Raw genomic sequence first — 13,181 nt, 5'->3', positions numbered from 1 at the left:
TCACTTTTTTAATTTTTTCAAAAAGTAGTCTGGTGATCGAGTCACAATTTTCCCGTCGATTTGGGTTACAATTTTCTGTCCCAACTTTTTCTTCATTTTAAGAAAATCCTCCTCAGAATTGAGAACAGCATTTTTGATTTTGTCTGCCAATATGTTGATTTCAGCTTCACTCATAGGATAAAGATTTTAGTAAATTAAATTTTTCCTGATGGAAAATTCGTAAGCCATTTTTCTCCTCTGCAATTAATTCTGGTGTTGTATTTGAATTATCGAATATGGCTAAGTAATCAACTTTTTGGGAAAAGAGTTTAAAAAGGTTTTGAATTCCTCTAGAATATCTCCTTATAACTACCTCTTTTGGAATACTATGGCCACCCTCTCTTACTCTAGTTTTGACTCTTTCAATTGCCAAAGCTGGCGATTGTAACCAAAAGAAAACTAAAGAAACAAAATAACCTTTTTGATGAGCCTTTTCAATAAACCCTAAATAAGACTTCGTAGCTAGTGTCGTCTCAAATGCAAAATCCTCACCTTTCTCAATTAATTCTTGCATTCGTGAAAGCATGATTCTGCCTGCTTCCAGTGCAACTTTTTCTGGTTGGAAAGGAGAAATCCCCCGTGCGATTTCATCTGCATTGACAAATTCCCTGCAATTCAATAGTTCAGGAAGAATTCTAAATGAAGCAGTAGTTTTTCCTGCCCCATTGCACCCTGCTATGATGAAAAGTCGCTTTTGCATGATATATGAAATTCATGAAAATTTCCGAATTCTACTAATTAACTCTCCTACACCAAAATACCTTATATCCGCTTCCGGTTTTAGTTCCTATTAAAAAGTCCTCTCCTCCGTCTTTTAAGCCCAATTTTTTCTTCAGGTCTTCCGCTCCTGTGACATAGTTGCGGCAAATAATATTGACTTTACCTGATGGGAAAAGGGATTTCATTTCCTGCTTTTTGGGTGAAATCTCTTGGATGATTTGGAAAACCCGACCTGGAATTTCATCGGGAATTGAATCTCCAGTGTAGAGATGGCTGTTTTTCTCCAACTTTCGAAGTCCAAATCGCTCTCCGAAAAGGCTGAATGCTCCGGCTTTTAGGATTCCAGTTAAAGGTTCTACCAAGTATTTTTCTGCTTCTCCAAACTTGGATATCGCGTTTTCTTCCGCTTTCGGCACAAATTCAAACGCGGGGAAATTACTTTCCAAATCCACAACCTCTATCTTTCTCTCTGCTCCATCTTTACCTTTTTCCCAAAAAAGTAAAATCTCCTTTACCTCATTTTTTACCGATACGACGGTTATTTTTTGAATGTCCGGCAATTCGCTCCAAGCCTGAGTCAAGTCCAGCATGGGGGAAACCTTTAGCAAAATCTGGTGAGCTTTCTGTTTCAATACTGACCAAACACTGACCACATCCGGTTCGCAGTCCTGCAACCTGTAGAGCTTTTGATTTCCAGTTCCTCTTCGCGCCGGATCTGCATAAATCAGGTCAAAATGAAGTTTGGTGTTTTTTAGAAATTCCAATCCATCTCCTTCATAAAATTCAAATTTACTGATCACACCCTCCAAGGGTTTCGAACCCTTGGAGGGTTCCAACTGCTCCAGATTGTGCTTCGAAATCTGGAAAAGCTCAGGTTGTCTTTCACAGTAGATGGCCTTCTCAAAACAATGACTTAAATAATGACTATCCACACCAAAGCCACCAGTCAAGTCGATCATTAATGACCCAGAACGGTTTTTAGCTTTGTGCTTGGCGGTAATTTCTGATGAACTTTGCTCCAAGGAGATGGAAGCAGGGAAAATTATAGCAGGATTTGAAATCCACTCTGGAAGTTTTTTGGCAGCTTTTTGTCTGGCAGAAATTTGCTGTACGGCGGCCTTTAGCTCAAAATTGACTTTTCCCTGATATTTAAAAAGCAAAAGTGCAGGATCTCCACTGAGATGATCCTGCACAAATTGTCTGAATTCAGCGCTATTTACCTCGCTGAGGTTCATTATACTAATCCTTTTTCTACTAAATATTCAGCTATCTGTACGGCATTGGTTGCTGCGCCCTTTCTTAAGTTGTCAGCCACAATCCACATGTTTAATGTATTGGCCTGAGATTCGTCTCTTCTGAGTCGCCCTACAAATACCTCGTCTTTTTTATGTGCTGTGATCGGCATGGGGTAAATGAAGTTGGCAGGGTCGTCCTGTACAATGACTCCAGGTGCCGATTCCAGAAGACTTCTTACTTCCACCAGGTCAAAATCTTCCTTGAATTCCACATTCACTGCTTCGGAGTGTCCTCCCATAGTTGGTACTCTAACCGTGGTTGCAGTTACTTTAATAGTATCATCAGAGAAAATCTTTTTGGTCTCATTGATCATCTTCATTTCTTCCTTGGTATAGCCATTGGGTTGGAACACATCAATGTGAGGAAGGACGTTCATGTCAATCTTATGGGGATACACCATGTCTGGAGTTCTTCCTTCACGCTCAGCCATCATCTGATCCACAGCAGCTTTTCCGGTACCTGTCACCGACTGATAGGTGGAGACCACTATTCGCTTGATGCCGTAACGCTGACGCAATGGCTCCAATGCCAGTACCATCTGAATGGTAGAGCAATTTGGGTTTGCAATGATTTTATCTGTGGCAGTGATTTCCTTTGAGTTGATTTCGGGAACAACCAGTTTCTTACTTGGGTCCATCCTCCATGCCGAAGAGTTGTCGATAACGAAAGTACCCACTTCTGCAAATTTTGGAGCCCACTCCAGGGAAGTGCTTCCGCCGGCAGAGAAGATGGCTATTTCAGGTTTGGCTGCCACTGCCTCGGCCAGACCGATCACCGTGTGTTTTTTACTTTTATACTCGATCTGTTTTCCTACAGAGCGCTCAGAGGCGACTAATAGCAGTTCGTCATAAGGGAAGTTGTGCTCAGCGAGCACTTCGAGGATTTCGGTGCCAACCAGTCCGGTTGCACCTACTACAGCCAGTTTCATAAGATTATAATTTGATTTTTAAAGGCCTTATGGAATCTCGCTCAGTTAAATCATCCAAGTGTTAGTTGGACCTTGCTCGATTTCATAGGTTTATAATTGAATTTGGATTGCAAAAGTAAGGACTACACGTTCATTTTCAGGATTGTGCTCAAATATTTTTGATTGATTTTCAAAAGGTCTAAGGAAATTAAGAGACTGATTTTATATATTTAGGTAGTGCATTTTAAACTATTTTTTATGGAAAAACACTTTTTGGAAAAGCTACTAATCATCATTCCCATTTTTTTTGAACTGGGGAACCCCATTCTGTTTGCCCAAAAGCAAGATTTTGAAAGCAGCTTTCAACCCTCAAGTTATCCTGAGGAATTTCTGCCAAATTGGTATGGGAATGAGGTCAGAGCCACTTCTGCCAGAATTTTTCAGGTTTCAAACCAAGGGCGAAATGGGAGTAAAGGCCTAGCCGTTCAGCCCATCAGCACTTTTGATGGAAGGATTTGGATCAAGCTGACACCTGGACAGTTTGAAAATCCCGAACTTTTATTTTTCGCAAAAACCATTCAAAACGGAAGTGGAAATCGTCCTGCTTTGGTTTTTTATTCTTGGGGCAGAAAATTGGATGGAGAGTTTTCTGAACCGATACAAATTGGAAATAACACCGAGTTTCCAAATTCAAACCAGGAATTCAGAAGATATAATATTACCCTTCCGTTCCAATTCAAAAGTGAGGAAGAGGTCTTTTTGAGTTTGGATATCAGATATGGGCCTGGGTCAGGAAGTGCTGCCCGATGGATTATGGATGATTTTGTATTTGGCGATATCGTAAGAGATGAATCTTCCCCCAGAGTCATTTCAGCAAAAGGCTATGATTCAAATTCTGTGTTTATTCAGTTTTCTGAGCGGGTCGATCCTGTTTTCTCTATTTTTTCGATAGCGTATGAACTTGAGGATGAAAATCCGATTTCTGTTCAGTTGAAAAGTGATTCCCTTGTGATTGCGACATTTGAAAGGAAGCTAGAATCAGCTAAATTCTATGGATTGTCAATTCGTCAGATCCCGGATTTGGAAGGTAATTTTCTGCAAGACACCACGGTCACTTTTACCTTTTTTGATCCCACAGACATCGCAGTTAAAGCACTGGTGATCAATGAACTGATGCCTGCACCTCGGGCAGATCAGGATTTGCCCAATGTTGAATATATCGAATTGTTTCATGCAGGTGATCACGAGTTCCGGATTGAGGGGCTTAAACTTTCCAATTCCCGATCAATTGCTGTATTAAGAGAATATTGGATAAACCCAGGAGAGTATTTGATTTTGGCTCCAGAAAATCAGGCAGCACAATTAGCATCTTTCGGGAAGGTTTTATCAATAAAAAGTTGGCCTACTCTTCTTAATTCCGGGGATCAGGTGTTTTTAAGTAGTGCTACCGGGATGTTCATTGATCGAATTTCCTATTCCACATCCACCTGGGGAGGGAACGTTTTTGCGAATGGAGGGTACAGTTTGGAAGTACCCAATCCTTTTTTCCTTTGTGACAATTCTGCTTTTCTAACTCCTTCGATCGATAAGTTTAGAGGTACACCGGGAATTCAAAACTCAATTTTTGATCCTAAAACTGAGTTGGTTTACCTGAAAATAGAATCTGCCTTTTTCGTGGATTCGAAAGAGATTTTGGTAGTTTTTTCAAGCCCTATACTACCCAATCTTGACAAAGAAAACATATCAATTACACCATCTTTACAGATTGACACCTTGCTAGTTGACTCAAACACTGATATCAGGTTGGTTCTTGGTTCGACTGCCAAAATAAATCAAGTATACAAACTCGTTGCGACTGGTTTGAAGGATTGTTTTGGAAACGAAACGGGCGAACTGTCCATCAATCTTGTTTTGCCTGAAATCCCCGAAAAGGGAGAATTGATCATCAATGAAGTTCTTTTTGATCCGAGGACAGGGGACCCGAAGTTTGTGGAAGTGAAAAATACCACTGAAAAATACCTTAATCTTGAAAATCTGGCTTTGGCTAATATAAATTCAACCGGGGTCCCTGACCAACTAAGAGTATTTGGTAAACAGGGAATGGTTTTGGTGCCGAAAGGGTATTTGGCGATTACTACAGCTACTCAAGCTTTAAAATCAGCATATCCCAAATCCATCCAAGGCAATTTTCTTCAAATCCCTACTCTTCCAAGTTATCCGATAGCCGGTGGTACCGTGGTTTTACTTTTTTCGGGTGGAGAAATTGCTGAAACGTTTAAATATGACAGGAAACTTCATCATCCACTGTTAAGAGATACCAAAGGTGTCTCTCTGGAGCGAATTTCAGAACAATCTCCCACAACTCTTTCGTCAAACTGGCAGTCAGCTTCCGGAAATGAGGATTACGCCACTCCTGGGAGGAAAAATTCTCAAGCACTGGATATTGAATTTGAGGCTGAAATAATCCAGATTGATCCTGATGTTTTTGATCCGGAGGGAAGTAGCGGACCGGCTATCACAAGTATTCGCTATCAATTGGACATGAGCGGATGGGTAGGAACTTTTAAAATTTATTCCGCTGCGGGGCAGCTGATTCAGACCTTAGCCCAAAACCAAATTTTAGGCACAAATGGGATGTTCACTTGGACAGGTACAGATTCAACAGGAAAGTTGGTCAGAGCAGGATATTATGTTTTGGTCGCTGAACTTTATGAACTCGGTGGTAAAACTAAAGTCTTTAAAAAGACAATTGTTGTTGCTACACGACTTTAATTTGATTTTTTTTCGGTTTGAAATACAATTTTCACTATTTTCAAGTAACCTTAACTATAACCCATGGATCGCGGCCTAATTACAATTGCCCTACAAGAAATAGTTCTTCGTGACGGGAAAGACCTTCAAGAGGCACAACAGTACTTGAGAATGAAATATCGAATTGACGTAGAACATGAAGTTCTGAAGAGAAGATTGGAAAAAATGCTCCAAACCGAGAAAGCTGTCGCATGACAGCTTTTTTTATGTAGAATATCTATTCCTGGTATCTCCCATTTTTTTTATTGATTTGGATGAAACCAAATCCGATTGGATCTAATCAGCTGATAATGAAATAGTAGCGTGTTTTATATTTGAGAATGTGATTTTTGTGTTTTGTCTTTTCAAATTCTAGGATTTTTTAAGTTTTGCAATTATCAAAGTCCAACGTACTTTAGGGAACCATTCGTTCGCAAATCCGTCCCAGTACTGTCATTTTAAGTATAATTAATTATGAGCAAGGAAGAAAAAACCGCATATTCTCAGGAAGAACTTAAAGAATTCGAAGTTATTATCCATCAGAAACTCGCCAGTGCAAAAGAAGAACTCACTTCGTTAAAAGAGAGTTTGAGCAAAAAGAATGACACTGGGACAGATTATACAGCTTCGACATCTAAACTTTTGGAAGACGGTGCAGACACGTTGGAAAGAGAAAATTTGAGCCAGCTTGCCGCCAGGCAGCAGAAATTTGTCATCAATCTTGAAAATGCACTTATCCGAATCAAAAACGGGACATACGGGGTGTGTGTGGATACTGGAAAGTTGATCTCTAAAGAAAGGTTGAAAGCTGTGCCGCATACCATGCATTCAATTGAGGCGAAACTTGCAAAAAAGTAAAGGTGGATTTTCTCAATCGCCATATTGAGGCCTTGATTTTCTGTGCACCTGAGCCAATTGCGGCTTCAGAGATTTCAAAATGCCTCTCTGAAATGTTTGCTAGCGAGATCCCATTAGACCATATCGAATCGGCACTTATTGAGCTTGGAAATAAGTATAATCAAGAAGAATTTTCCTTTGCTTTGGAGCATTTGGGTGGAGGATATCAATTTTTGACAAAACCAGCTTATCAGCCAAGTATAAGTATTCTTTTGCGTCAGCAATCGCAAAAAAGATTGTCGACAGCTCAATTAGAAACTTTGTCCATCATTGCTTACAAGCAGCCGGTAACAAAGGGGGAGATTGAACAAATCAGGGGAGTAAATAGTGATTATTCCGTTCAGAAGCTTTTAGAAAAAGAGCTCGTTGAAATCAAAGGGAAATCCGAGGGTGTGGGTAAACCATTGATTTATGGTACTTCTAATAAATTCATGGAGTATTTTGGGATCAATTCTATTCAGGAATTACCTCTGCCTAAAGATTTTTCACAATCTGACAATCAGATTGGTGAAGAGCGGGACTAGTACCTTAAATTGGTTTCACTTTTGCCAGCCTCGAAACAAGGAATTTTCTTCCGGATTCAATCTCTTCACATAAAACCCGAGTTCTTCGTGTTTCACCTTTTTTAAATTTCCTTCCAGAAAGCAAAAACTCCTTGCCAGGCAAAAGATCAGACAGAAAGACCTGATCGGAAATAAATTCGTTTGGCAAGTCATATTTACTCATTTCCTTCATCAGGAATAAATCACGGGATGAACTTGCCGCCGGACTTTGCATGTGATGTCTCAGCGGAATCAAAATATCTTTTGGGAAAACAGAATCATTCAGGATTGGCCACATTAAGTTTTGAAACTCTTTCTTCCACTCAATTCCATGCGGAGAATGTGCATTTCCATGTTTTTCAAAAGTGCGTAAATGCGCGACTTCATGAACATAAGTCAATAAAAATTGAAACCGATTGAGATCTGAGTTGATTGTAATAGTTTGGATTTTCCGGTCTTTTCGATATCGGAAATCCCCGAGTTTCGAAGATCTTGGTTTTTGGACTTTAAATGAAAAAGGAGTGTTTTGCCATAGGTCTAAGCAGTAAGAAATTGCAGAAAGTGGAAGGTGCATTTCCAAAATATTTTTTAGCTGATCTATTGGCTTCATTGCCCTAAAATAAAAAAAGAGTCCCGATTTCGGGACTCTTAATTTTTTCCTTTTTCGGAAATGATTACAGAGCTGGAGTAGCAGCAGTAGAATCAGAAGCAGCAGCAGCAGAATCAGCTGGAGCCTCTTCGATTACTGGAGTTTCTTCAACAACTACAGTCTCTTCAACTGTAACTTCTTCAGTTGTCTTGTTACCGCAAGAAGCAGTAGCGATCAAACCAGCGATTGCGAAAATTGCAAATACCTTTTTCATTTTTTGTAGTTTTCTTAATTACGGAGCAAAGGTACTAGTATTATTTACAATTGTGCAAGTGCCATTCAAATATTTATTATTTGTTTTTGTAAACAATTTTTACAGGAACTCCCTCGAAATTAAAGTTTTCCCTTAATCGATTTTCCAAATATCGTGTATAGGGTTCTTTGATGTATTGTGGGAGGTTACAGAAAAAGGCAAACACTGGGTTTTTGGTAGGTAATTGAGTTACATATTTGATCTTAATGTATTTCCCTTTCCATGCAGGAGGTGGATATTTCTCAATTTCCTGAAGTAAAATGTCGTTCAATTTAGAAGTGGCAATTCTTCGGGTTTTATTTTCATACACTTTAGTAGCCAATTCAATTGCTTGAAAAATCCGTTGTTTTTCAACGACGGAAGTGAATATAATCGGAATCCATTTGTTTTCACCGAGGCGATCCACCATATCATCCTTGATTTTTCCCATGGTTTTATGATCTTTTTCAATCAAATCCCATTTATTCACCATGATCATTACTCCTTTATTGTTTTTGATCGCAAGGCTGATCAAATTGATGTCTTGGGCCTCAAGTCCTCTTGTGGCATCTATCATGACAATGACCACATCAGACTCTTCCAAGGTTCGCAAGGATCGCATCACCGAGTAAAACTCGACATCCTCTTTTACTTTGGCTTTTTTCCGGATCCCTGCAGTGTCAGTGATAATAAAATCTTGTCCGAAAAGCTTGTATCGTGTGTGAATGGCATCGCGAGTCGTTCCGGCTTCATCAGTCACAATAGAGCGCTCATGTCCCAGTAAGGCATTCAGGAAAGAAGATTTACCCACATTTGGCCTGCCCAAAATGGAAATTTTAGGAATTCCAGCGTCTGGATCTTCAATTCCTTCATCTACGAACTGCTTGACGACTTCATCCAGAAGTTCACCAGTGCCACTTCCGCTTGCTGAAGCAATAGGGAAAATTTCAAAATCACTGATTCCCAGCGAATAAAATTCATGCACAGTCATCGCTTTTTCGCGGTTGTCAGCCTTGTTTGCCACGATGAAAAGAGGCTTTTTAGTGCCTCTAAGCTCATTCGCAAAAGCGGTATCAAGATCCGTTAGCCCATCAATACAGTCCACCACAAAAAGGATTACGTCTGCTTCCTCGATTGCTAGTTTAACCTGTTTACGGATTTCAGCCTCAAATACATCCTCAGATCCGGTCACGTATCCGCCGGTATCAATTACTGAGAAAAACTTCCCTGACCACTGGGCATGTCCATAGTGACGATCACGAGTGACACCACTCATGTTGTCTTCGATTGCCTTTCGCTCTTCTACCAAGCGGTTAAAAAGTGTGGATTTACCAACATTGGGCCGTCCTACTATTGCTACAATATTTGCCATAATTATGATGGGTCGTACCCGAATTTTTTAAGTTTCAATTTGTTTTTTCTCCAGTCCTGCTCCACCTTCACAAATGTTTCTAGGAAGACCTTTTTACCAAAAAATTTCTCCAATTCCAGTCTGGACTCTATTCCTACTTTTTTCAACATTTTACCCTTGTCACCAATAAGAATACCTTTTTGACTATCCCGCTCACAGAAAATGGTAGCGCGTATTTTGATGATTGTCTCCTCTTCGTAGAAGTCTTCAATTGCGACTTCAGTACTGTAGGGGATTTCTTTTTTGTAGTTGGTGAAAATCTTTTCCCGAATGATCTCGGAGGCAAAGAACCGCTCCGGCCGGTCAGTTAGTTCCTCTTTGTTATAAAATGGTGGATGTATTGGCAGTCTGTCCAGGATTTCCTGTAGAATACGTTCTGTATTAAATTTTTCTAATGCCGAAATCGGGATCACCGTTTCAGATTTGATTCTAGATGTCCAATAAGCGGTAACTTCGTCCAGTTGGCCTTCTTTTGCGAGGTCGATTTTGTTGATGACCAAAAGAACTGGAACCCCCGAAGCGTTGATTTTGGTAATTATATCTTCGATTTCTTCCTCTGTTTCGTAGAGATCAGTCACAAAAACAATCACATCTGCATCTTCTAATGATAGGTTGACAAAGCTCATCATATTTTTATGCAGCTCGTATTTTGGTTTGAGCATACCTGGTGTATCGGAAAAAACAATCTGATATTCGTCGGTATTTATCAATCCTAAAATTCGATGTCTAGTCGTTTGAGCTTTGGATGAAATAATCGAAAGTCGCTCACCCACAAGGATATTCATGAGCGTGGACTTGCCTACATTGGGTTTGCCGACAATATTTACGAATCCGGCTTTATGAGTAGGAGAGAGCATTTTTATATTTTTTTTGCAAAGGTACTTGATTTTGGAGAGTTTGTCCTTACCTTTGCATCACAATATCGCGGGATGGAGCAGTTGGTAGCTCGTCGGGCTCATAACCCGAAGGTCACAGGTTCGAGTCCTGTTCCCGCTACTCAGAACCCCTTATACTTAACGTATGAGGTTTTTTTTTTCATTTTGGGGACGGAATTGGGGACGGTTTTAGATAAAAAGTATTTTTTTAGATCCAGCGGACGCAAAAAAAAAGCCCGGAACTATGCCGGGTTTACTTTTTAATAGCTGAATTTAAAAGGACCGCTTTAAGAAAAAAAGATTTGGTTTGGGTCTGACGCCTCCAAAGATCAAAGCTTTTGTAATTCCGAGTTCCTTCAATGCTAAGGCCCGGTGGTTTCCGTCTATCATTGATCTTGAATAGGGGTCAAAAATCAAGGATGGATACCATTGGTTTATTTTAAAGGATCAGTCTGAATATCTGGGGAGGTAAATTTTCATCCATAGATAATGGAGAGTCGAAACAGGAAGAATTCGACATTGGATACGCCTCTGAACTGCGCTCTGAAAGCTTTTATTTTTGCATTGAATGACTCGGCCGAAGCGTTTGTACTTCTGTTTTCGAAGAAGTTGAGGATGGTTTCGTAGTGATTTTGGATGGTTCTGGACACGGTGTTGAAGGATTTGAATCCTGCCCGTTTCACCTCGTTGTACCAGTGAGCCAGTTTGGTGAATGCAACTCCCTTGATTTTACTGGTCTGGTAGATTCTGGCCAGAGACCTGGATAGTTTATAGGCTTTTTCCAGATCAGGATAGCGATGGAAAAGTATCTCTGCGCGGAGTGCTTGCGATGGGGTCCAAGAATCCTCTGCCTTGAAAAGCAGGTATCTACTCCTTGCTAACAGTTGTTTTTCCGTGTCTCCGTTTTCGAGTTTGTTAGGAATAAATGTCTTGTCACATTCCTTGCGCAGTTCCATTTCTTTGTTTTCCTGATGGACGGGGTACTTGAAATCGACAACAATCCCGTCGAGAACAAAATCAGGCCCGTAGCCCTGGGACGGAAAAACTACCTGTTCGCAAGATCGCACAATGCGGCTCAGCGGGCAGCAATGATCTTTTCCTTTTTTGCCATGTGTAAAACCGAAGAAGTCAACCCGCAGCACTGGCTCAAGTACGTCTTCGACAATATCATGGACACAAACATCCAGAAAATCCACGATCTCCTGCCCAAAAATTATAAACTGTCTCTACTGAAAAATAAGACAGATTAAAGACGCGGTTGCCCGCGTGGATACTTTTCTTTTGTTGAGACTATTTTTTGTAGAAATCTGGAAACAGAACCCCCTGTAGGCTTTTTGCAGGTGGTTTTTCATGGTTTTCAAAGGGTTTGTCGAGCCATTTTTGGAGTTCAATTTTGACAAAGATATTCAGTCGGATAAATGCGACCAGATTGGACAGGTGCCACCCAAATTTAGCCGTAGCTTGCTTCTATTCCTAAGCCATCAGATGATGATGCAATTATTTCTTTAATCAGTTGTAGCTCATCTCGATTTTTCATCTTCAATCCCATTTGTATCTCGACAATAATATTGTAAAAATGACGCAATAAAAAGAAAAGTGTCGCGATAATTGACGAAAAACTAATAATCACGTCAATTTTGTCTTAAAAGTAGGTGTAGTTTAGAGTTTCATTGATTTTAGGTTGCGAAAAGATCAAAACTTTGTTTTTTTGATAGAAAGAGGCTAATTGAGGGAAGGAACCCTAAAAAATGGGAGGGTATGAGAATTTAGGTAATAATGGATAACCAAATCGAAATCTATCAAGGAACCGACGGACAGACTCAAATAGAAGTGAAATTTGAACAGGAGACGGTCTGGTTGAATCAAAGGCAAATGGCGGATCTTTTTGAAAAAGATTCAGATACCATTAGTTTGCACTTGAGGAATATCTACAAGGAAAAAGAGTTGGATGAAAGTTCAACTACCGAGGAATCCTCGGTAGTTCAACAAGAGGGCAGGCGAATGGTTAGAAGGAAAGTGAAGTTCTATAACCTGGATGCAATTATTTCAGTCGGTTATAGAGTGAATTCCAAGCGAGGGATTCAATTCCGCCAGTGGGCAACAAAGCGACTTAAGGACTACCTTGTTCAAGGCTATGCCATCAATGAAAAAAGACTTGCTCAAAAACAGCAGGAAATCCAGACTCTCAAAGATGGAATTAGAATCCTCAGTAGAGTAATCGAAGAAAAAGCTGATAATCAGAATACAGAATGGTTAAATCACTTCGCCAAAGGTCTTGAACTACTGGATGATTATGATCATGAGAACCTTGATAATAAGGGTCTGACCAAAAGGCAAGCGAATTATCCAAGTCTCAAGGATTACCAAAATGTAATTGCCTCCATGAGATCCGAATTTGAATCTGGTGTCTTTGGCAAAGAAAAGGATGGAAGTTTCGAAAGTGCAATAGGACAGATCAGTAAAGGTTTTGGTAATGAAGACTTTTACCCGACCATAGAAGAAAAATCGGCAACGCTTCTCTATTTGATTATCAAGAATCATGGGTTTGTGGATGGAAATAAACGGATAGCGGCAGCGTGTTTCCTTTTCTTTTTGCAGCAAAATGGTCTGCTTCAAAATCAGAATGGTGAACTAATTATCACCAATGATGCATTGGCCAGCTTGACCCTGTTTATCGCTTCAAGCAAACCCGAAGAAATGGATACAGTGAAGAAGTTGGTGATTAGTGTTTTAAACAGGAATCTATCTTAGGAAAATCCTTATTGAGAAGTGGGATCTTCCATTGATTTCGGTTTGACGAGTCCTGATTCTCGAATTGCATCT

14 protein-coding genes, 1 tRNA gene and 1 pseudogene are annotated in these 13,181 nt (G+C 40.1%); 7 read left to right on the top strand and 9 right to left on the bottom strand.

The features are described 5' to 3' along the window. From BLQ81_RS22285 to BLQ81_RS11840, 4 genes are read right to left on the bottom strand one after another with little or no spacing between them, the layout of a single operon-like run. A complete protein-coding gene (locus BLQ81_RS22285; protein ID WP_175454223.1) occupies positions 1–174 on the bottom strand; it encodes a hypothetical protein in 174 nt (57 codons plus the stop codon). Beyond that, entirely contained in the window at positions 167–739 is a 573-nt protein-coding gene (locus BLQ81_RS11850) for a zeta toxin family protein (RefSeq protein ID WP_175454222.1), read from the bottom strand. The genes BLQ81_RS22285 and BLQ81_RS11850 overlap by 8 nt, the downstream gene beginning before the upstream one ends. A 34-nt stretch (positions 740–773) precedes the next feature. Next, positions 774–1,994, bottom strand: coding sequence for a class I SAM-dependent methyltransferase (locus BLQ81_RS11845; RefSeq protein WP_092730232.1), 1,221 nt, complete (start codon positions 1,992–1,994; stop codon positions 774–776). Continuing rightward, entirely contained in the window at positions 1,994–2,983 is a 990-nt protein-coding gene (locus tag BLQ81_RS11840; RefSeq protein WP_092730230.1) for an aspartate-semialdehyde dehydrogenase, read from the bottom strand. The genes BLQ81_RS11845 and BLQ81_RS11840 overlap by 1 nt, the downstream gene beginning before the upstream one ends. A 237-nt stretch (positions 2,984–3,220) precedes the next feature. Between BLQ81_RS11840 and BLQ81_RS11835 the strand changes: the two genes are divergently transcribed. From BLQ81_RS11835 to scpB, 4 genes are all read left to right on the top strand, one after another. Further along, entirely contained in the window at positions 3,221–5,734 is a 2,514-nt protein-coding gene (locus BLQ81_RS11835) for a lamin tail domain-containing protein (RefSeq protein ID WP_092730228.1), read from the top strand. Between the two features lie 63 nt (positions 5,735–5,797). Continuing rightward, the gene (locus BLQ81_RS22280) at positions 5,798–5,968 is read left to right on the top strand and encodes a hypothetical protein (protein ID WP_175454221.1); all 171 of its coding nucleotides are present in this window, start codon (positions 5,798–5,800) and stop codon (positions 5,966–5,968) included. 258 nt (positions 5,969–6,226) lie between these two features. Then, a complete protein-coding gene (locus BLQ81_RS11830; protein ID WP_092730226.1) occupies positions 6,227–6,610 on the top strand; it encodes a TraR/DksA family transcriptional regulator in 384 nt (127 codons plus the stop codon). Between the two features lie 2 nt (positions 6,611–6,612). Next, positions 6,613–7,173 (top strand): SMC-Scp complex subunit ScpB, encoded by a 561-nt coding sequence (gene scpB / locus BLQ81_RS11825; protein WP_092730224.1) that lies wholly within the window; start codon positions 6,613–6,615, stop codon positions 7,171–7,173. Positions 7,174–7,177: 4 nt separating this feature from the next. On the opposite strand, the gene BLQ81_RS11820 is transcribed toward scpB, so the two are convergent. From BLQ81_RS11820 to era, 4 genes are all read right to left on the bottom strand, one after another. Next, a complete protein-coding gene (locus tag BLQ81_RS11820; protein WP_092730222.1) occupies positions 7,178–7,801 on the bottom strand; it encodes a SprT-like domain-containing protein in 624 nt (207 codons plus the stop codon). Positions 7,802–7,865: 64 nt separating this feature from the next. Next, a complete protein-coding gene (locus BLQ81_RS11815) occupies positions 7,866–8,054 on the bottom strand; it encodes a hypothetical protein (protein WP_092730220.1) in 189 nt (62 codons plus the stop codon). A 76-nt stretch (positions 8,055–8,130) separates the two neighbouring features. Then, a complete protein-coding gene (gene der, locus BLQ81_RS11810; RefSeq protein ID WP_092730218.1) occupies positions 8,131–9,444 on the bottom strand; it encodes a ribosome biogenesis GTPase Der in 1,314 nt (437 codons plus the stop codon). A gap of 2 nt (positions 9,445–9,446) precedes the next feature. After that, positions 9,447–10,340: a GTPase Era gene (gene era, locus BLQ81_RS11805; protein WP_092730216.1), complete on the bottom strand. Its 894-nt coding sequence runs from the start codon at positions 10,338–10,340 to the stop codon at positions 9,447–9,449. A 66-nt stretch (positions 10,341–10,406) separates the two neighbouring features. Here era and BLQ81_RS11800 point away from each other — a divergent pair. Continuing rightward, positions 10,407–10,479, top strand: a tRNA-Met gene (locus BLQ81_RS11800). A 355-nt stretch (positions 10,480–10,834) separates the two neighbouring features. Here BLQ81_RS11800 and BLQ81_RS11795 read toward each other — a convergent pair. Then, positions 10,835–11,314, bottom strand: a complete 480-nt coding sequence (locus tag BLQ81_RS11795) for an ISAon1 family transposase (RefSeq protein WP_092730214.1) — start codon at positions 11,312–11,314, stop codon at positions 10,835–10,837. Between the two features lie 9 nt (positions 11,315–11,323). Here BLQ81_RS11795 and BLQ81_RS11790 point away from each other — a divergent pair. Together BLQ81_RS11790 and rhuM are read left to right on the top strand one after the other, a co-directional pair. Next, positions 11,324–11,608, top strand: a pseudogene (locus tag BLQ81_RS11790) (IS66 family transposase); the annotation flags it as partial. Positions 11,609–12,134: 526 nt separating this feature from the next. Next, positions 12,135–13,109: a RhuM family protein gene (gene rhuM / locus BLQ81_RS11785; protein WP_092730210.1), complete on the top strand. Its 975-nt coding sequence runs from the start codon at positions 12,135–12,137 to the stop codon at positions 13,107–13,109. Positions 13,110–13,181: the final 72 nt, after the last annotated feature.

This window comes from Algoriphagus alkaliphilus, assembly GCF_900103735.1.
GTDB lineage: Bacteria > Bacteroidota > Bacteroidia > Cytophagales > Cyclobacteriaceae > Algoriphagus > Algoriphagus alkaliphilus.
Note: the sequence above shows the minus strand (reverse complement) of the source record. Positions and strands in the feature narration are given on the sequence as shown.

Bases quoted from the DNA above. Each gene is read 5' to 3' on its own strand.
- BLQ81_RS22285 (WP_175454223.1), bottom strand. From the start codon at position 174: ATGAGTGAAGCTGAAATCAACATATTGGCAGACAAAATCAAAAATGCT.
- BLQ81_RS11850 (WP_175454222.1), bottom strand. From the start codon at position 739: ATGCAAAAGCGACTTTTCATCATAGCAGGGTGCAATGGGGCAGGAAAA.
- BLQ81_RS11845 (WP_092730232.1), bottom strand. From the start codon at position 1,994: ATGAACCTCAGCGAGGTAAATAGCGCTGAATTCAGACAATTTGTGCAG.
- BLQ81_RS11840 (WP_092730230.1), bottom strand. From the start codon at position 2,983: ATGAAACTGGCTGTAGTAGGTGCAACCGGACTGGTTGGCACCGAAATC.
- BLQ81_RS11835 (WP_092730228.1), top strand. From the start codon at position 3,221: ATGGAAAAACACTTTTTGGAAAAGCTACTAATCATCATTCCCATTTTT.
- BLQ81_RS22280 (WP_175454221.1), top strand. From the start codon at position 5,798: ATGGATCGCGGCCTAATTACAATTGCCCTACAAGAAATAGTTCTTCGT.
- BLQ81_RS11830 (WP_092730226.1), top strand. From the start codon at position 6,227: ATGAGCAAGGAAGAAAAAACCGCATATTCTCAGGAAGAACTTAAAGAA.
- BLQ81_RS11820 (WP_092730222.1), bottom strand. From the start codon at position 7,801: ATGAAGCCAATAGATCAGCTAAAAAATATTTTGGAAATGCACCTTCCA.
- BLQ81_RS11815 (WP_092730220.1), bottom strand. From the start codon at position 8,054: ATGAAAAAGGTATTTGCAATTTTCGCAATCGCTGGTTTGATCGCTACT.
- der (WP_092730218.1), bottom strand. From the start codon at position 9,444: ATGGCAAATATTGTAGCAATAGTAGGACGGCCCAATGTTGGTAAATCC.
- era (WP_092730216.1), bottom strand. From the start codon at position 10,340: ATGCTCTCTCCTACTCATAAAGCCGGATTCGTAAATATTGTCGGCAAA.
- BLQ81_RS11795 (WP_092730214.1), bottom strand. From the start codon at position 11,314: ATGGAACTGCGCAAGGAATGTGACAAGACATTTATTCCTAACAAACTC.
- rhuM (WP_092730210.1), top strand. From the start codon at position 12,135: ATGGATAACCAAATCGAAATCTATCAAGGAACCGACGGACAGACTCAA.